This is a genomic window from Pseudomonas sp. B21-009 (genome assembly GCF_024749345.1).
Classification (GTDB): Bacteria; Pseudomonadota; Gammaproteobacteria; order Pseudomonadales; family Pseudomonadaceae; genus Aquipseudomonas.
Genome location: NZ_CP087199.1, coordinates 343,552 through 360,936, shown reverse-complemented (window position 1 = coordinate 360,936; position 17,385 = coordinate 343,552). Strand labels below are relative to the sequence as shown.

At 62.8% G+C, this 17,385-nt stretch carries 13 protein-coding genes; 10 read left to right on the top strand and 3 right to left on the bottom strand.

Going from position 1 to position 17,385, the window contains the following annotated elements; translation table 11 throughout:
* Positions 1–139: 139 nt before the first annotated feature.
* A complete protein-coding gene (gene betT / locus LOY34_RS01600) occupies positions 140–2,143 on the bottom strand; it encodes a choline BCCT transporter BetT (RefSeq protein ID WP_045193915.1) in 2,004 nt (667 codons plus the stop codon).
* Between the two features lie 422 nt (positions 2,144–2,565).
* On the opposite strand from betT, the gene betI reads away from it, so the two are divergent.
* From betI to selO, 6 genes are all read left to right on the top strand, one after another.
* A complete protein-coding gene (betI, locus tag LOY34_RS01595; RefSeq protein WP_093377074.1) occupies positions 2,566–3,231 on the top strand; it encodes a transcriptional regulator BetI in 666 nt (221 codons plus the stop codon).
* Positions 3,232–3,262: 31 nt separating this feature from the next.
* On the top strand, positions 3,263–4,735 hold the full coding sequence (gene betB / locus LOY34_RS01590; RefSeq protein ID WP_045193917.1) for a betaine-aldehyde dehydrogenase: 1,473 nt from the start codon (positions 3,263–3,265) through the stop codon (positions 4,733–4,735).
* A 176-nt stretch (positions 4,736–4,911) separates the two neighbouring features.
* Positions 4,912–6,603, top strand: a complete 1,692-nt coding sequence (betA, locus tag LOY34_RS01585) for a choline dehydrogenase (protein WP_093377077.1) — start codon at positions 4,912–4,914, stop codon at positions 6,601–6,603.
* 242 nt (positions 6,604–6,845) lie between these two features.
* Positions 6,846–8,588, top strand: a complete 1,743-nt coding sequence (locus tag LOY34_RS01580; RefSeq protein ID WP_045193919.1) for a potassium/proton antiporter — start codon at positions 6,846–6,848, stop codon at positions 8,586–8,588.
* A gap of 39 nt (positions 8,589–8,627) precedes the next feature.
* Positions 8,628–11,978, top strand: a complete 3,351-nt coding sequence (gene mscK, locus LOY34_RS01575) for a mechanosensitive channel MscK (RefSeq protein WP_195885486.1) — start codon at positions 8,628–8,630, stop codon at positions 11,976–11,978.
* A 58-nt stretch (positions 11,979–12,036) separates the two neighbouring features.
* A complete protein-coding gene (gene selO, locus LOY34_RS01570) occupies positions 12,037–13,497 on the top strand; it encodes a protein adenylyltransferase SelO (RefSeq protein ID WP_195885485.1) in 1,461 nt (486 codons plus the stop codon).
* Positions 13,498–13,507: 10 nt separating this feature from the next.
* Here the strand turns inward: selO and LOY34_RS01565 are convergent, their stop codons facing one another.
* Positions 13,508–13,993, bottom strand: coding sequence for a DUF4265 domain-containing protein (locus tag LOY34_RS01565; protein WP_045193922.1), 486 nt, complete (start codon positions 13,991–13,993; stop codon positions 13,508–13,510).
* Between the two features lie 109 nt (positions 13,994–14,102).
* Here LOY34_RS01565 and trxC point away from each other — a divergent pair, with 109 nt between their 5' ends.
* Positions 14,103–14,537, top strand: a complete 435-nt coding sequence (trxC, locus tag LOY34_RS01560) for a thioredoxin TrxC (RefSeq protein ID WP_045193923.1) — start codon at positions 14,103–14,105, stop codon at positions 14,535–14,537.
* Here the strand turns inward: trxC and LOY34_RS01555 are convergent.
* Complete coding sequence (locus LOY34_RS01555) at positions 14,534–15,307, bottom strand: ParA family protein (protein ID WP_038997609.1); 774 nt, start codon at positions 15,305–15,307, stop codon at positions 14,534–14,536. The two genes, trxC and LOY34_RS01555, sit on opposite strands and share 4 nt — an antisense overlap.
* 317 nt (positions 15,308–15,624) lie before the next feature.
* Between LOY34_RS01555 and LOY34_RS01550 the strand changes: the two genes are divergently transcribed.
* From LOY34_RS01550 to LOY34_RS01540, 3 genes are read left to right on the top strand one after another with little or no spacing between them, the layout of a single operon-like run.
* Positions 15,625–16,341, top strand: coding sequence for a beta-ketoacyl synthase chain length factor (locus tag LOY34_RS01550; RefSeq protein WP_195885484.1), 717 nt, complete (start codon positions 15,625–15,627; stop codon positions 16,339–16,341).
* Positions 16,317–17,129 (top strand): 1-acyl-sn-glycerol-3-phosphate acyltransferase, encoded by an 813-nt coding sequence (locus LOY34_RS01545; protein ID WP_195885483.1) that lies wholly within the window; start codon positions 16,317–16,319, stop codon positions 17,127–17,129. Before LOY34_RS01550 ends, LOY34_RS01545 begins: the two co-directional genes overlap by 25 nt.
* Positions 17,104–17,376, top strand: a complete 273-nt coding sequence (locus tag LOY34_RS01540) for a phosphopantetheine-binding protein (RefSeq protein ID WP_010222262.1) — start codon at positions 17,104–17,106, stop codon at positions 17,374–17,376. Before LOY34_RS01545 ends, LOY34_RS01540 begins: the two co-directional genes overlap by 26 nt.
* Positions 17,377–17,385: the final 9 nt, after the last annotated feature.

Genomic DNA, 17,385 nt, shown 5'->3' with positions numbered 1-17,385 from the left:
ATCAGGCAAGGCGAAAGCATGATCGTCGCGCAGGCACTTTTCGTACTAAGCCTTGAGAAACCTTTCCGTCGACTGATCAACGCCCACAAAAAAGGGCCCTGTTCCTGCGAACAGAGCCCTTGCGGTGCATCAGCCGTTGTCAGCTATACACCCGCCCCAGCAACTGGCGGTGGCTTTCGAACTGATCGAGCACATCACGGGTGATCTGCTCCGGGGTGAAGCCCATCAGGTCGTACTCCTGGCTGCCATTGTGCAGGTACACCTCGGCGCGGTAGAAGCGCTGGCGCACTTCCGTCTCGCCTTCCACCGGTGCCTCGCTCGGCGCGGCCAGGTAACCGTCCAGGCTCACTTCATAAACGAACGGATTGCCTTCTTCCATGTCGATGCGCAGGCCCATGGCCGAACGCGACTGGCCGACCCGGGTCTGCACCTGGAAGCCCAGGGTCTGCAACTGCGCAGCCGCTTCCTTGAGCGCCGGGCTGACGCGCTTGTCCATGAAGCGCTGAACGATGGCCTGGGTTGGCTGCAGGTCCAGCTGGCTCAGGCGTTCGCTGAAACCGCGACGACCACGGGCAGCCAGTTCGGCCTGCTCCTGCTCGACCTGGCTGTCCTGCTTCATGGCCTTGTACAGGCCGAACATGAACAGCACCAGCACCACCGAGAACGGCAGCCCCGCCAGTACCACCATGGTCTGCATGGCCTGGAAGTTACCGGCCAGGAGCAAACCGATGGTGACCACGGTAATGATTGCCGACCAGAGGATACGCAGCCAGTTCGGTGCATCTTCGTCGACATGGCCGCCTTTGCAGGAAAGGTTGGCCATCATCACCGCGCCGGAGTCGGCCGGGGTCAGGAACAGTACGAAGCCAACGAAAATCGCGACACCGACCACGATCTTGGCGAACGGATAGTGCTCGAGCAGCTGGTAGATCGACATCGCCGGCTGCTCCAGCGCTGTTCGCCCAAGCTCCACCGCGCCCTGGTTCATGACCAGGTCCAGCGCCGAGTTGCCGAAGATCGACAGCCAGGCCAGGGTGAAGCCCAGCGGGATCAGCAGTACGCCGGCGACCAGCTCGCGCACGGTACGACCGCGCGAAATGCGGGCAATGAACATACCGACGAACGGGCCCCAGGAAATCCACCAGGCCCAATAGAACACGGTCCACAGCCCCAGCCAGCGCTCGGACTTGTCACTGTCGCCTTCATAGACGTACAGGTCGAAGGTCTTGAGCACCACGCCGTTGAGGTAGTCGCCGATGTTCTGCACGAAGCTGTTGAGCAGGTGCAGGGTCGGGCCGTTGAGCAGCACGAACAGCAGCAGGCCGCTGAACAAGATGATGTTGAGGTTGGACAGGCGGCGGATGCCGTTCTCCACGCCCGACACGGCGGCGATGGTCGCCACGGTGCTCATCACCAGGATCACGATCAGCAGGTTGGTGTCGCTGTGCTGCATGCCGAACAGGTACTCAAGACCCGAGGACACCTGCATCGAACCGATGCCCAGGTTGGTCACCAGGCCCAGCAGGGTCACGAACATGCCGAAGATATCGACAGTGTGGCCTGCGGCGCCCTTGACCCAACGCTCGCCGACCAGCGGGTACAGCGCCGAGCGCAGGGCCAGCGGCTGGTTGTGGCGGTAAGCGAAGTAGGCAACGGACAGGCCGACCAGGGCGTAGATCGCCCAGCCATGCAGGCCCCAGTGCAGGAAGGTCAACTGCAGGCCTTCACGGGCCGACTGCAGGCTGGCCGGTGCGCCTTCAGGCGGGTTGAAGTAGTGATCCAGCGGTTCGGACGCGCCGAAGTACAGCAGCGAGATACCGATACCGGAGGAGAACAGCATCCCGGCCCAGGCGCCGTAGCTGAAGTCCGGCTTGTCATCCTTGCCGCCAAGCTTGAGCTTGCCGAAATTGGAGAAGGCCAGAACGATGACGAACAGCAGGTAGCCGCCAATCACCAGCATGTAGTACCAGCCGAAGCTGCGCGACAACCAGGCCTGAGCCTCGTTCAGCACGCGGCCGGCGGTTTCGGGAACTGCGATCAGCAAGGCAGTCAACAACAGGATCAGCAACGTCGAGGTGAAGAACACCACGCTGTTGACCCGGACCCTCTCGGCAGGGGTCTTGATTAGGGAGGCAGAACTCATTGCACATATGCTCCGGGCAGTGCGAGAGAAACACGAAACAATCGTTACCCGAGCAAATGGTGCAATAGCCCCACAGCTGCAGGTGTTATAAAAGCACCTTGAAAAAACCGTGATCCCGAATCGATTGCGTTGAAAAAAACAGGCCGAAAACCCCGTCCCGAGGGTTGGCCGCGCGGTGCTATACCGCTCGGCAGATCTGTTCAACGCGCCGTTTACACCCGTCAACACCTTGTATTCCGGGGGTTCCACGTCTTTTTGGGGTGCCAATTTGTGCAAACCGCAGGTAGGAAAAACCTGTCAATTGCACAGATTGTCGCAGAGCTTATTCTTTGTTGATTGAACGTTCAATCAAAACAAAATAGACTGGCCTTCGCCGAGGCAGCCGCTCGTCGACTGCTCGCAGGCCTGAGGAGATTTGCAAGATGCCCAAGGTCGGTATGCAACCCATCCGCCGTCAGCAGTTGATCGAAGCCACGTTGCTGGCCATCGACCAGGTCGGCATGGGTGACGCCAGCATTGCGCTGATCGCCCGTTTGGCCGGTGTGTCGAATGGCATCATCAGTCACTACTTTCAGGACAAGAACGGCCTGATCGCAGCGACCATGCGGTACTTGATGAGCGTGCTGAACGAGAACGTCGTCGCCAACCGGCAGGCGCTCAAGGACAACAGCCCGCGCGCCCACCTGCAGGTGATCATCGAAGGCAACTTCGACGCCAGCCAGGTCAACGGCCCGGCAATGAAAACCTGGTTGGCCTTCTGGGCTTCCAGCATGCACCAGCCGTCTTTGCACAGGTTGCAGCGGATCAACGATCACCGCTTGTATTCCAACCTGTGCTGCCAGTTCCGCCGCGCCCTGCCGTTGCCAGAAGCACGCAGCGCGGCCCGCGGGCTGGCAGCCTTGATCGACGGTCTGTGGCTGCGCGGTGCGCTGTCCGGAGACGCTTTCGACACCGACCAGGCGAAACAAATCGCTTACGAATACATGGATTTACAACTGGCGAAACAGACGAGCCCGGACACGCAAAACCAGGCCTCTGAACCACCGCGCGTCGCGATTGCCAAACAAGCAGGAGCGCTGCACGGATAGCCAAACACACATATGCACTTGCGAGGACACTATGGCCCGTTTCGAACTGCAAAAACTCTACATTGATGGTGGTTATGTCGACGCTTCCAGCGACGCTACCTTCGACGCCATCAACCCGGCCAACGGCGAAGTCCTCGCCCAGGTGCAACGCGCTACCGAAGCCGATGTCGAGCGCGCGGTAGAAAGCGCCGAACGTGGCCAGAAAGTCTGGGCAGCGATGACCGCCATGCAGCGTTCGCGCATCCTGCGCCGCGCCGTCGACATCCTGCGCGAGCGCAACGATGAACTGGCCGCCCTGGAAACCCTGGACACCGGCAAGTCGTACTCCGAAACCCGCTACGTCGACATCGTCACCGGCGCCGACGTGCTGGAATACTACGCAGGCCTGGTACCGGCCATCGAAGGCGAGCAGATCCCGCTGCGCGACAGCTCGTTCGTCTACACCCGCCGCGAGCCGCTGGGCGTGACCGTCGGTATCGGCGCCTGGAACTACCCGATCCAGATCGCCCTGTGGAAATCCGCACCAGCCCTGGCGGCCGGTAACGCGATGATCTTCAAGCCGAGCGAAGTCACCTCGCTGACCACCCTGAAACTGGCCGAGATCTACACCGAAGCCGGCCTGCCGGACGGCGTGTTCAACGTCCTGACCGGCAGCGGCCGCGAAGTCGGCACCTGGCTGACCGAGCACCCGCGCATCGAGAAAATCTCCTTCACCGGCGGCACCACCACCGGCAAGAAGGTCATGGCCAGCGCCTCGAGCTCGACGCTCAAGGAAGTCACCATGGAACTGGGCGGCAAGTCGCCACTGATCATCTGCGACGACGCCGATCTGGATCGCGCCGCTGACATCGCCATGATGGCCAACTTCTACAGCTCGGGCCAGGTCTGCACCAACGGCACCCGCGTGTTCGTCCCGGCCTCGATGAAAGCGGCTTTCGAAGCCAAGATCGCCGAGCGCGTTGCACGCATCCGCGTTGGCAACCCTGAAGACGAAAACACCAACTTCGGCCCGCTGGTCAGCTTCGCCCACATGGAAAGCGTGCTGGGCTACATCGCCAAGGGCAAGGAAGAAGGCGCACGCGTTCTGTGCGGCGGCCAGCGTCTGACCGAAGGCGAATTCGCCAAGGGCGCATTCGTGGCACCGACCGTGTTCACCGACTGCCGCGACGACATGACCATCGTCAAGGAAGAAATCTTCGGCCCAGTAATGAGCATCCTCTCCTACGAGACCGAAGAAGAAGTCATCCGCCGTGCCAACGACACCGAATACGGCCTGGCCGCGGGCGTCTGCACCAACGACATCAGCCGCGCCCACCGCATCATCCACCAGCTGGAAGCCGGTATCTGCTGGATCAACGCCTGGGGCGAGTCGCCAGCCGAAATGCCGGTTGGCGGTTACAAGCAATCCGGTGTTGGCCGCGAAAACGGCGTGAGCTCGCTGGCTCAGTACACTCGTATTAAATCGGTGCAGGTGGAACTGGGTGCGTACAACTCGGTTTTCTGAGGTGACACGTAGCCAGATGCTCTGAAGCCTCAAGCTTCGAGCTGCAAGCTGCAAGTAAAAGCCGGTGCGCGTTATGCCAACCGGCACTTGCAGCGCCCACTAAATCGCGAGCCTTGCACGACCGCTTTTTCTTGCGGCTTGTAGCTTGAGGCTTGCAGCTGCTTTCGGAGAAAGCCATGGAATATGACTACATCATCGTCGGTGCCGGCTCTGCCGGTAACACCCTGGCGACCCGCCTGACCGAAGACGAAGGCGTTACCGTCCTGCTGCTCGAGGCCGGTGGCCCAGACTACCGCATGGACTTTCGCACCCAGATGCCAGCCGCGCTGGCTTTCCCGCTGCAAGGCCGTCGCTACAATTGGGCCTACGAGACCGACCCGGAGCCGCACATGGACGGCCGCCGGATGGAATGCGGTCGCGGCAAGGGCCTGGGTGGCTCGTCGCTGATCAACGGCATGTGCTACATCCGCGGCAACGCCATGGACTTCGACGGCTGGGCAAAATTGCCAGGCCTGGAAGACTGGAGCTACCTGGACTGCCTGCCGTATTTCCGCAAGGCGGAAACCCGCGACATCGGCGCCAACGATTATCACGGTGGCGAAGGCCCGGTCAGCGTCACCACGCCTAAAGCCGGCAACAACCCGCTGTTCCACGCCATGGTCGAAGCCGGCGTACAAGCCGGTTACCCGCGCACCGAAGACCTCAACGGCTACCAGCAGGAAGGTTTCGGCCCAATGGACCGTACCGTCACGCCTAAAGGCCGTCGCTCCAGCACCGCCCGCGGCTACCTGGACACTGCCAAAAAGCGTTCGACCCTGACCATCGTCACCCACGCCCTGAGCGATCGCGTGCTGTTCGACGGCAAGCGCGCTGTTGGCGTGAGCTACCTGGTCGGCGCCAGCGAAGAGCGCGTCGAAGCCCGTGCACGCAAGGAAGTGATCGTCTGCTCCGGCGCCATCGCTTCGCCGCAACTGCTGCAGCGCTCCGGCGTTGGCCCGCGCGCTCTGCTCGAAAGCCTCAACGTGCCTGTGGTTCACGACCTGCCGGGCGTGGGCGAAAACCTGCAGGACCACCTTGAGCTGTACCTGCAGTACGCCTGCACTCAGCCGGTATCGCTGTACCCGTCGCTGCTCTGGTACAACCAGCCGGCCATCGGTGCCGAGTGGCTGTTCAAGGGCACCGGTATCGGCGCCAGCAACCAGTTCGAAGCGGGCGGTTTCATCCGTACGCGCGAAGAGTTCGAATGGCCGAACATCCAGTACCACTTCCTGCCAGTAGCGATCAACTACAACGGCAGCAATGGCGTACAGGAACACGGCTTCCAGGCCCACATGGGGTCGATGCGCTCGCCTAGCCGCGGCCGTATCCAGCTGAAGTCGAAAGACCCGCGCCAGCACCCGAGCATCCTCTTCAACTACATGGCCACCGAGCAGGACTGGCAGGAATTCCGTGACGGCATCCGCCTGACCCGCGAAATCATGGCCCAGCCTGCACTGGACGCCTACCGTGGCCGCGAAATCAGCCCGGGCGCCGACGTGCAGACTGACGAAGAACTGGACAAGTTCATCCGCGAGCACGCCGAAACCGCGTTCCACCCGTCCTGCTCGTGCAAGATGGGCGACGACGACATGGCCGTGGTCGACGGCCAGGGCCGCGTGCATGGCATGCAGGGCCTGCGGGTGGTCGATGCCTCGATCATGCCGATCATCATCACTGGCAACCTCAATGCCACCACGATCATGATCGCCGAGAAAATCGCCGACAAGATCCGCAACCGCCAGCCGCTGCCACGCAGCACCGCCAAGTACTACGTCGCCAACGGCGCGCCGGTCAAAGGCAAGGCGATGCGTGAGGTCAAGCAGGCCTAAGCCTTTTTCGCGGGGCAAGCCCGCTCCCACAGGTGATGAGCAATCCGTGTGGGAGCGGGCTTGACCCGCGATGAGGCCCGCAAGTAGCAACACAATAAGGCACTCCAAGGAGTGCTTTTTTTGTCCCCGCGATTAACCCTTTACAGCCCGCCAACCCCTCAGGTTAGAATCCTTGGCACGCGACCTGCTTGATATTCAAAGCAAACCGCCCCTCCTTCCTGCTTTTCCCCGGAGTACTGCCTTTGGATGCGTCCACCATCAATAGCCTGTTCTTGATCGGCGCATTGCTGGTAGGTGCAAGTATTCTGGTCAGCTCACTGTCATCGCGCCTGGGCATCCCGATCCTGGTCATCATCCTTGCGGTCGGCATGATTGCCGGGGTCGACGGTGGCGGCATCATCTTCAACAATTACCCGACCGCCTACCTGGTGGGCAACCTGGCGCTGGCGGTGATCCTCCTCGACGGCGGCTTGCGCACGCGGGTGGCGAGTTTCCGCGTGGCCCTGTGGCCGGCGCTGTCACTGGCCACCGTCGGCGTGCTGATCACCACCGGCCTGACCGGCATGGTCGCCGCCTGGCTGTTCGACCTGAGCCTGATCCAGGGCTTGCTGATCGGCGCTATCGTCGGCTCCACCGACGCCGCAGCGGTATTCTCGCTGCTCGGCGGCAAAGGCCTGAACGAGCGGGTGACGGCAACCCTGGAGATTGAATCGGGCAGCAACGACCCGATGGCGGTGTTCCTCACCGTGACCCTGATCGAGATGATCGCCAGTGGCCAGACCGGCCTGCACTGGAGCCTGCTCACCCACCTGCTGCGCGAGTTCGGCATCGGCGGCCTGCTGGGCCTGGGTGGCGGCTGGCTGCTGCTGCAACTGGTCAACCGCATCAACCTCGCCGGCGGCCTCTATCCGATCCTGGTAGTGGCCGGCGGCCTGGTGGTGTTCTCGCTGACCAACGCCCTGCACGGCAGCGGCTTCCTCGCCGTGTACCTGTGCGGCCTGGTGCTCGGCAACCGGCCGATCCGTAGCCGCCATGGCATCTTGCACATGCTCGACGGCATGGCCTGGCTCGCGCAGATCGGCATGTTCCTGGTCCTCGGCCTGCTGGTCACACCGCACGACCTGCTGCCCATCGCCCTGCCGGCACTGGGCCTGGCGCTGTGGATGATCATCTTCGCCCGGCCACTGTCGGTAATCGCCGCCCTGCTGCCGTTCAAGGCTTTCCATGGCCGCGAAAAAGCCTTTATTTCCTGGGTCGGCCTGCGCGGCGCGGTACCGATCATTCTCGCGGTGTTCCCGCTGATGGCCGGGCTGCCCGATGCGCAGCTGTTCTTCAACCTGGCGTTCTTCATCGTGTTGGTCTCGCTGCTGGTGCAGGGCACCAGCCTGCCGTGGGTGGCCAAGCTGCTGAAAGTGACAGTACCGCCAGACCCGGCGCCGATCTCCCGCTCGGCCCTGGAAGTGCACATCACCAGCGAGTGGGAGCTGTTCGTCTATCGCCTGGGCGCCGAAAAATGGTGCATCGGCGCCGCCCTGCGCGAGCTGAAAATGCCCGAAGGCACCCGCATCGCCGCACTGTTTCGCGGCCAGCAACTGCTCCATCCGTCGGGAAGTACCACCCTGGAAGTCGACGACCTGCTCTGCGTGATCGGCCACGAACACAACCTGCCGGCCCTCGGCAAGCTGTTCAGCCAGGCACCGCAGCGAGGCCTGGACCTGCGCTTCTTTGGTGACTTCGTGCTCGAAGGGGACGCAGAACTGGGGGCTGTAGCGGCGTTGTACGGTTTGCAGCTCGACGGTCAGGACCCGCACACGCCACTCAGCCGCTTCATCGCGCAGAAGGTTGGCGGCGCGCCGGTGGTCGGCGACCAGATCGAATGGAACAGCACCTTGTGGACGGTTGCAGTGATGGAAGGGAACAAGATCCTCAAAGTGGGCGTCAAATTCCCCGAAGGTACTCGACCCGGCCCAGGGTTGTTCCTTTAAACTCCGTTCTTCGCCTCTGCCTGTACGAATTTTCTGCCTATGTCCCTGCGCACGTTTTTAAGCGCAGCCCTGATCGGGCTGTGCCTGTCCTTCTCCCCGGTGTGGGCGGCGGAACCGCCGACCACGGCAGCGATCCAGAAAAGCCTGGACAAGATCGCCGAACGCAAGCTGCCCGAGGCTGAACAGAAAGCCCTGCAGCAGGTGCTCGAAAAGACCCTGGCCTTCCTCGGCAACAAAGAGGACAGCGAGAAGAAGCTCGCCGCGCTCAAGCACCAGCTCAACGACGCGCCGCGCCAGACCAGCGAAAACCAGCGCGAGCTGGCCAAGCTCAAGGACAGCAAGGTGATCCCGGTCACCCAGCGCTACGCTGCCTCCAGCGTGCCGCAACTGGAGCAATTGCTGGCCGAGCGCACCACCGAGCAGGGCGAGCTGCAAAAAGCGCTGTCCGAGGCCAACAGCCTGACCATCACCGCGCAGACCCGCCCCGAACGGGCCCAGGCAGAAATCAGCGCCAACCAGACCCGCACCCAGCAGATCAACACCAGCCTGAAGATCGGCAAGGACGGCGGCAAGCCGCTCAGCGCCGACCAGCGCAACCAGCTCAACGCCGAACTCGCCGCGCTCAACGCCCTGACCCTGCTGCGCCGCCAGGAACTGGCCGGCAACAGCCTGCTGCAAGACCTGGGCAACAGTCAGCATGACCTGTTGATCGAGCGCGCCGCGCGCCTGGAACAGGAGATCCAGGACCTGCAGACGCTGATCAACCAGAAGCGCCTGGCCCAGTCCCAGCAAACCGTCACCGAACAGTCGATCGAAGCCCAGAAAGCCGGCGGCAGCACCCTGCTGGCCACCGAAAGCGCCGCCAACCTCAAGCTCTCCGACTACCTGCTGCGCAGCACCGACAGCCTCAACGACCTGACCCAGCAGAACCTCAAGACCAAGCAGCAGCTGGACAGCCTGACCCAGAGCGACCAGGCCCTCGACGAGCAGATCAGCGTGCTCAAGGGCAGCCTGCTGCTGTCGAAGATCCTCTACAAGCAGAAGCAGGCGCTGCCGCACCTGAAGCTCGACCGCGACCTGGCCGACCAGATCGCCGACATCCGCCTGTATCAGTTCGAGATCAACCAGCAGCGCGAGCAGATCAGCAGCCCGAGCAGCTATGTCGACAAGCTGCTCACCGCGCAACCGCCCGAGACCGTCACCCCGCAACTGCGCAAGGCCTTGCTGGAAGTGGCGATCACTCGCAGCGACCTGCTCGAACGCCTGAACCGTGAACTGAGCGCGCTGCTCAACGAATCGATCACCTTGCAGTTGAACCAGAAACAACTGTTCAGCACCGCACAAAACCTGCGTGCAACCCTTGATGAGCAGATGTTCTGGATCCCCAGCAACAAGCCGCTGGACCTGGAATGGCTGCGCAGCGTGCCCGAGCGCCTGCAAAAACAGGTGGTCAGCCTGCCCTGGGGTTCAGGCCTGCGCGAGCTGACCGACGGCCTGGCCCAGCGCCCGTTGCTGTTCCTGCCCTTGCTGTTGCTGATTGGTGCCCTGCTGTGGCGGCGCAAATACCTGTATGCGCGCCTGACCAAGGTTCACCAGGATGTCGGTCACTTCAAGCGTGACAGCCAGTGGCACACGCCCCAGGCGATCCTGATCAACATCCTCCTGGCCATGCCCCTGAGCCTGGGCCTGGCCCTGTGCGGCTATGCCCTGCAGGTCGACGCCCGCGGGCAGAACGCCAACCTCGCCTCGGCGCTGTTCCAGGTGGCCCAGGCCTGGCTGGTGTTCTACACCGCCTACCGGATACTCGCCCCGGGCGGCGTGGCCGAGCTGCACTTTCGCTGGGAAAAGCCCCAGGTCGAATTCCTCCGTGGCTGGATCCGCCGCCTCGGCACCGTGGTCCTGGCCCTGGTCGGGGTGGTGGCGGTGGCCGAACATCAACCCTCGGCGCTGGCTGAAGACGTGCTCGGCATCGGCGTGGTGCTGACCTGCTATGCGCTGATGGCCTGGCTGCTCAGCCGCCTGCTGCTGAGCAGCCCCACCCACCGCAACACCTCGCTGTTTCGCAAGGCCGTGGGCGTGGCCTTTACCGCGTTGCCGGTGGCGCTGTTCATCGCCGTGTGCTTTGGCTATTACTACACCGCGCTCAAGCTCACCGACCGCCTGATCGATACCCTGTACCTGCTGATGTTCTGGCTGGTGATCGAAGCCGCCTTCGTCCGCGGCCTGGCCGTGGCTGCCCGGCGCCTGGCCTACCAGCGGGCGCTGAGCAAGCGCCAGGCGGCCAAGGAAGGCCTGGATGGCGAAGTGCTGGTCGAAGAGCCGACCCTGGACATCGAACAGGTCAACCAGCAGTCGCTGCGCCTGATTCGCCTGGCCCTGCTCGGCGGCTTCATCGCCGCCCTCTACTGGGTCTGGTCGGACCTGATCAGCGTGTTTGCCTACCTCGACAACATCACCCTGTACGAGTACACCAGCGGCACCGGCGCATCCATGAGCATGGTGCCGATCAGCCTGCGCGACCTGCTGGGTGCACTGGTGATCATCGGCATCACCATTGCCCTGGCTGGCAACCTGCCGGGCCTGCTCGAAGTACTGGTGCTGTCACGCCTGAACCTGGCCCAGGGCAGTGCCTACGCCACCACCACGTTGCTGTCCTACGTGATTGCCGGGGTCGGCTTTGTTTCCACCCTGTCAGCCCTGGGCGTCAGCTGGGACAAACTGCAATGGCTGGTGGCGGCACTGTCGGTGGGCCTGGGCTTCGGCATGCAGGAGATCTTCGCCAACTTCATCTCCGGGATCATGATCCTGTTCGAGCGCCCGGTGCGCATCGGCGACACCATCACCATCGGCAACCTCTCCGGCACGGTGAGCAAGATCCGCATCCGCGCCACCACCATCACCGACTTCGACCGCAAGGACATCATCGTCCCGAACAAGACCTTCATCACCGGGCAACTGATCAACTGGTCGCTGACCGACACCATCACCCGGGTAACCCTCAAGCTCGGCGTCGACTACGGCTCGGATCTGGACCTGGTGCGCACCCTGCTGCTCAAGGCCGCCAACGACAACCCGCGGGTACTCAAGGAGCCGGCGCCGATCGTCTACTTCCTCAACTTCGGCGAGAGCACCCTGGACCACGAACTGCGCATGCACGTGCGCGACCTGGGCGACCGCAACCCGGTGCTCGACGAGATCAACCGCTACATCAACAAAGAGTTCAAGAAACAGCACATCAACATCTCCTTCCGGCAGATGGAGATCTACCTGAAGAACATGCAGGGCCAGGAATACAAAATGGTCCCGGTGGAAAACCTCGACAAGACCGTGCTGCCGAACGCCAGCAATGGCGAGAAGCCCGGCGACGAGGCCAGCGGCAAACCGGCCTGACTGGACGCCAGCGGCCATACCCTTGCAGAATGCTCAGGTTTTCTCTAGGAGATGGCCGTTGAAAGCCCTCGACGAACTGACTTTCGATAACCGTTTCGCCCGCCTGGGCGATGCCTTCTCTACTTCGGTGCTGCCCGAGCCGATTGCCGAACCGCGCCTGGTGGTCGCCAGCGAGGCAGCCATGGCGCTGCTCGACCTTGAGCCCACCGAGGCCCATTCGCCGATATTTGCCGAACTGTTCAGCGGCCACAAGCTGTGGGCCGAGGCCGAACCGCGGGCGATGGTCTATTCCGGGCACCAGTTCGGCTCCTACAACCCGCGCCTGGGCGATGGCCGCGGGCTGTTGCTGGGCGAGGTGCGCAACGACGCCGGCCAGTCCTGGGACCTGCACCTCAAGGGCGCCGGGCAGACACCTTACTCGCGCATGGGCGATGGCCGCGCCGTGCTGCGCTCGTCGATCCGCGAGTTCCTTGCCAGCGAGGCCCTGCCGGCCCTGGGCATCGCCAGCAGCCGCGCGCTGTGCGTGATCGGCTCGAGCACGCCGGTATGGCGCGAAACCCAGGAGCGCGCCGCCATGCTGCTGCGCCTGGCGCCGAGCCATATCCGCTTCGGGCATTTCGAGTACTTCTACTACACCCGCCAGCCCGAGCAGCAGCGCATCCTCGCCGAGCACGTGCTCAACAGCCACTTTGCCGAGTGCAAGGACGAACCCGAGCCGTACCTGGCGATGTTCCGCACCATCGTCGAGCGCAATGCCGAGCTGATTGCCCGCTGGCAGGCCTATGGTTTTTGCCACGGCGTGATGAACACCGACAACATGTCGATCCTGGGCATCACCTTCGACTTCGGCCCCTACGCCTTCCTCGACGACTTCGACGCCAATTTCATCTGCAACCACTCCGATGACCAGGGCCGCTACAGCTACAGCAACCAGGTACCCATCGCCCACTGGAACCTCAGCGCCCTGGCCCAGGCCCTGACGCCGTTTATCAGCGTCGAAGCGCTTAAGGAAACCCTCGGGCTGTTCCTGCCGTTGTACGAGGCCCATTACCTGGACCTGATGCGCCGGCGCCTGGGCCTGACCCAGGCAGAAGACGACGACAAGCTGCTGATCGAGCGCCTGCTGCAACTGATGCAGCCCGGCGCGGTGGACTACACCCTGTTCTTCCGCCATCTCGGCGACCAGCCTGCCGAGCAGACCCTGCAGGTGGTGCGCGACGACTTCATCGATCTGGCCGGTTTTGACCTGTGGTCAGCCGATTACCTGGCGCGCCTGCAGCGCGAACCCGGCAACGCCGAGGGCCGGCGCGAGCGCATGCATGCGGTCAACCCGCTGTACATCCTGCGCAACTACCTGGCCCAGCGCGCCATCGAGGCGGCCGAGGGGGGTGACTACGAGGAAGTACGCCGCCTGCACCAAGTGCTGAGCAAACCGTTCGACGAGCAGCCGGGCATGCAGGCCTACGCCCAGCGGCCGCCGGAATGGGGCAAGCACCTGGAGATCAGTTGCTCGTCGTGAGGCTTACGCCTCAGCTGTCGAGCCACCAGTTGAGCAGGGTTTCATCCTCATCATCGTCCAGGTTGCGATAGATATTGGCGTAGTACCACTCGACACCGGTGCATTGGCGAAAGCGGTCGAACACTTCACGGATGGCTGCAAAACCGTTACACGAGGGGATGGCAAGAGTCAGGTTGCCCTTGTAGCGACCATCCAGAGTACCACCGAGCAGCGTCTGCACTTCGCCTTGCAGCGTGTCGACAGCCTCCTGGGGCAGGTCGTCGGCATAAATATGAATGCAGAAGTTGCCACCGCGCTGCAGCACTTCGGCACGCTGGTTCGGGTGGTTGATGCGGATGGTATCGCCACGAGCCAGGTCGAGTGCCAACCCTGGTGACGACAGCAGCTCAAAGGTATTGGCATCGATCTGACGGACCGGCACGCTCTCGAAAGCTGGTTCGCCATTGGATCGGAAATCGACAAAAATGCGGATATGCGCTGAATGCTGGCAATCCATCGGGCACTCCATGGCCGGTGTACAAGGCGCACATGCTAAACCATTGAACATAAAGGCGCGGGCTTGAACCGCGGACGACCGTAAACCGGTCGCAATTCCCGGAGCTGTCATGACTGACCCATTACTTATCCCCTGCCCCCACTGCAACGGCCTCAACCGCATCCCCGGCGAGCGCCTCGGCGACAGCCCTAAATGCGGCCGCTGCAAGAAACCGGTGCTGCTGAGCACGCCGTTCGATCTGCAACAGGGCGATTACGCCAGCCAGATCAAGGGCGACCTGCCGTTGCTGATCGATGTCTGGGCCGACTGGTGCGGGCCGTGCAAGTCGTTTGCGCCGATCTTTGCCCAGGCCGCCGCTCAGCTGAGCGGGCGCTGCCGCCTGGCCAAACTGGACAGCGAGGCCAACCAGCAACTGGCCGGGCAATTGGCGATTCGCTCGATCCCCAGCCTGATCCTGTTCAAAAACGGCCGGGAAGTGGCGCGCCAGAGCGGTGCATTCCCACTCCAGCAACTGCTGGAGTGGCTGCGCAGCCAGGGCGTCTAGGCGTTTTCTTCGAGCAGAGCGTGCAGCTCGACAAACTGCTGGGTCAGTTTATGCCGAGGCTCCAGGTGAATCAGCGGCAGGCTGGCCTGGTGTGATTCGCGCATCTTCACCGAGCTGTTGAGGTACACCGGCAGCACCGGCAGGCCCTCGGCGATCAACTCGTCGAGCATCTGCTGGGGCAGGCTGGCGCGGGCCTGGAACTGGTTGACGACGATGCCTTCGACCTGCAGCTCTTCGTTGTGATCGTCCTTTAGTTCTTCGATCTCGGCCAGCAGGCCATACAGGGCCTGGCGAGAGAAGCTGTCGCAATCGAAGGGGATCAGCACACGATCGGCAGCTATCAGCGCCGAAACCGCATAAAAATTCAGCGCTGGCGGAGTGTCCAGGTAGATCCGGTCATAGTCCTCGTCCAGCTCATCGAGCAGTTTGCGCAGCTTGTTGATCTTGTGCTTGGCCTCAAGCTTGGGCTGCAGGTCGGCAAGCTCGGCGGTGGCGGTCACCACATGCAGGTTGTCGAAGGGCGTTTCGTAGATATCGACCTTGTTCTTCTTGGCAAACGGCCCGGACGACAGGGTCTGCTTGAAGAAGTCGGCAATGCCCATGGGAATGTCCTCGCCGGTCAGCCCGGTGAGGTACTGGGTCGAATTGGCCTGGGCATCCAGGTCGATCAGCAGGGTCCGATAGCCTTCATTGGCACTCACCGCTGCCAGGTTGCAGGCAATGCTCGACTTGCCAACGCCACCTTTCTGATTGAATACCACGCGCCGCATGGAAAGACCTCCGTGTGTCTGGGGATGAGCGAGTATGTGCGGCCAATGACGGCTTGACCAGCCGCCAATGGCTCAAGTTTTCGGCGATCCGACCGAATAAACAACACCGCCATTGGTCGGGAAACCTCGGATCGGTCCGACGAATCTTCGGGACCGCTGTCTGTTGCAGACGACAATCCGTACAACCAATATTTGCTACACACCAACTCCACCGGGATAATGCGCGCCACTCGGCGATTGCGCCACACCCCTGTCAGGTCGTTGTTCCGAGTCACTCCCTCGGCAAGGAAGTCCCTCAGGGCGGGAAGTACAGCTAAGTGATCACATTCAATATCAGCCAGTGGCGCGCGTGGGCGCCAGGCCTGCAGACGGCTGCCGATTGGCAGGCCTGGAGCCAGGCACAGCACTGCCCGGCAGTGGCTGAACAGGCACCGGATGTGTCGTTTTTGCCGGCCATGCAGCGCCGGCGCCTGAGCCGACTGGCGCGCATGGCCTTTGCCGTGGGCTGGCCATTGGCCGAAGGAATGCAGGATTTGCCGCTGGTGTTCGTCTCCCGGCATGGCGAAACCCCACGCACCTTCGAGATACTCAGCGACCTGGCCAACGAGCAGCCGCTGTCGCCAACCCAGTTCAGCCTGTCGGTACACAACGCGGTGATCGGCCTGTGGTCGATCATGCGTGGCGAAACCAGCGAAATGACCGCCCTGGCCGCTGCCGGTGACGGTTTCGAACACGGCGTGATGGAAGCCGCCTGCCTGCTGCGCGAAGGCGCCCCGGCAGTGCTGCTGGTAATCACTGAAGAACAGCCGCCCGCGGCCTACGGCCCGTGGATCGATGACGTGCCATTTGCCTACGCCCTGGGCCTGCTGCTGACGCCTGGCGACGACTGGCAACTGACCCTGGGCGATAACAGCGCCGGCGCGGCTGCGAGCGAACCCCATGCCCTGAGCTGGTTGCGTTGCCTGCTCAAGGGCGAAAGCACCTGTACCCACACCTGGAAGAGTCGCACATGGAACTGGCAACGCAAGCCATAAGCAGACCACGCGACGCCTATTACTGGCGCCTGCTCGCCACCGCCGTCAGCTTCCTGCTGTTCGGTGTCGGCGGCCTGTGCCTGCGCCTGCTGGTGTTCCCGCTGCTGGCCTGCCTGCCCGGCGACGGCGCACGCCATCGCCAGCGCGCGCGGCACACCATCAGCTGGCTGTTCTGGCGTTTCATTCGTTTCATGGCCGCCAGCGGCGTGCTCACCTATGAGGTCAAGGGCGCGGAAAGACTCGGCCGCCCGGGGCAGATGATCATTGCCAACCACCCGTCGCTGATCGACGTGGTGTTCCTCATCGGCCTGGTACGCCAGGCCAACTGCGTGGTCAAGCAGAGCCTCTGGCACAACCCCTGCACCCGCGGCCCGGTGCGTTCGGCCGAATACATCAGCAACGACGGCAGCATGGACATGCTCGACAGCGCCGTCGGCGCCCTACAAGGCGGCCAGACCCTGATCATCTTCCCCGAAGGCACGCGCACCCAGCCGGGCCAACCGCCGGCCTTCCATCGCGGCGCAGCGGCCATCGCCCTGCGCGGTGCGCAGATCATTACCCCGGTAACCATCAAGGTCACCCCCAGCACCCTGACCAAGGCCGAACCCTGGTACCGCATACCCCAGCGCCGGGTGCATTTCAGCCTGCAGGTCGGTGCCGACATCGACCCGCAGGCCTTCGCCGCACAAGGCCCCGCCCCGCAGGCCTCGCGCAAACTCAACGACTATTTGCATCAGCACTTCACCAAGGAGCTCGCCGAAGATGAGCGATCCACAGAACACCCTTAACCACGACATCAAGCTGTTGATCATCGACGCCCTGGGCCTTGAAGACATCAGCGCCCAGGACATCGGCGACGAGCAGACCCTGTTCGGCGAAGGCCTGGGCCTGGATTCGGTGGACGCCCTCGAACTCGGCCTGGCGATCCAGAAGAAGTACGGCATCAAGATCGACGCCGACGCCAAGGACACCCGTAACCATTTCACCAGCGTGGCCAGCCTTGCGGCTTTCGTCACCGCCAAACAGGCAGCCTGAGACAGCACC

Coding starts and splice junctions, on each gene's coding strand:
- betI (WP_093377074.1), top strand. CDS start 2,566: ATGCCCAAGGTCGGTATGCAACCCATCCGCCGTCAGCAGTTGATCGAA.
- LOY34_RS01555 (WP_038997609.1), bottom strand. CDS start 15,307: ATGCGGCGCGTGGTATTCAATCAGAAAGGTGGCGTTGGCAAGTCGAGC.
- betT (WP_045193915.1), bottom strand. CDS start 2,143: ATGAGTTCTGCCTCCCTAATCAAGACCCCTGCCGAGAGGGTCCGGGTC.
- betA (WP_093377077.1), top strand. CDS start 4,912: ATGGAATATGACTACATCATCGTCGGTGCCGGCTCTGCCGGTAACACC.
- LOY34_RS01565 (WP_045193922.1), bottom strand. CDS start 13,993: ATGGATTGCCAGCATTCAGCGCATATCCGCATTTTTGTCGATTTCCGA.
- betB (WP_045193917.1), top strand. CDS start 3,263: ATGGCCCGTTTCGAACTGCAAAAACTCTACATTGATGGTGGTTATGTC.
- mscK (WP_195885486.1), top strand. CDS start 8,628: ATGTCCCTGCGCACGTTTTTAAGCGCAGCCCTGATCGGGCTGTGCCTG.
- trxC (WP_045193923.1), top strand. CDS start 14,103: ATGACTGACCCATTACTTATCCCCTGCCCCCACTGCAACGGCCTCAAC.
- LOY34_RS01540 (WP_010222262.1), top strand. CDS start 17,104: ATGAGCGATCCACAGAACACCCTTAACCACGACATCAAGCTGTTGATC.
- LOY34_RS01545 (WP_195885483.1), top strand. CDS start 16,317: ATGGAACTGGCAACGCAAGCCATAAGCAGACCACGCGACGCCTATTAC.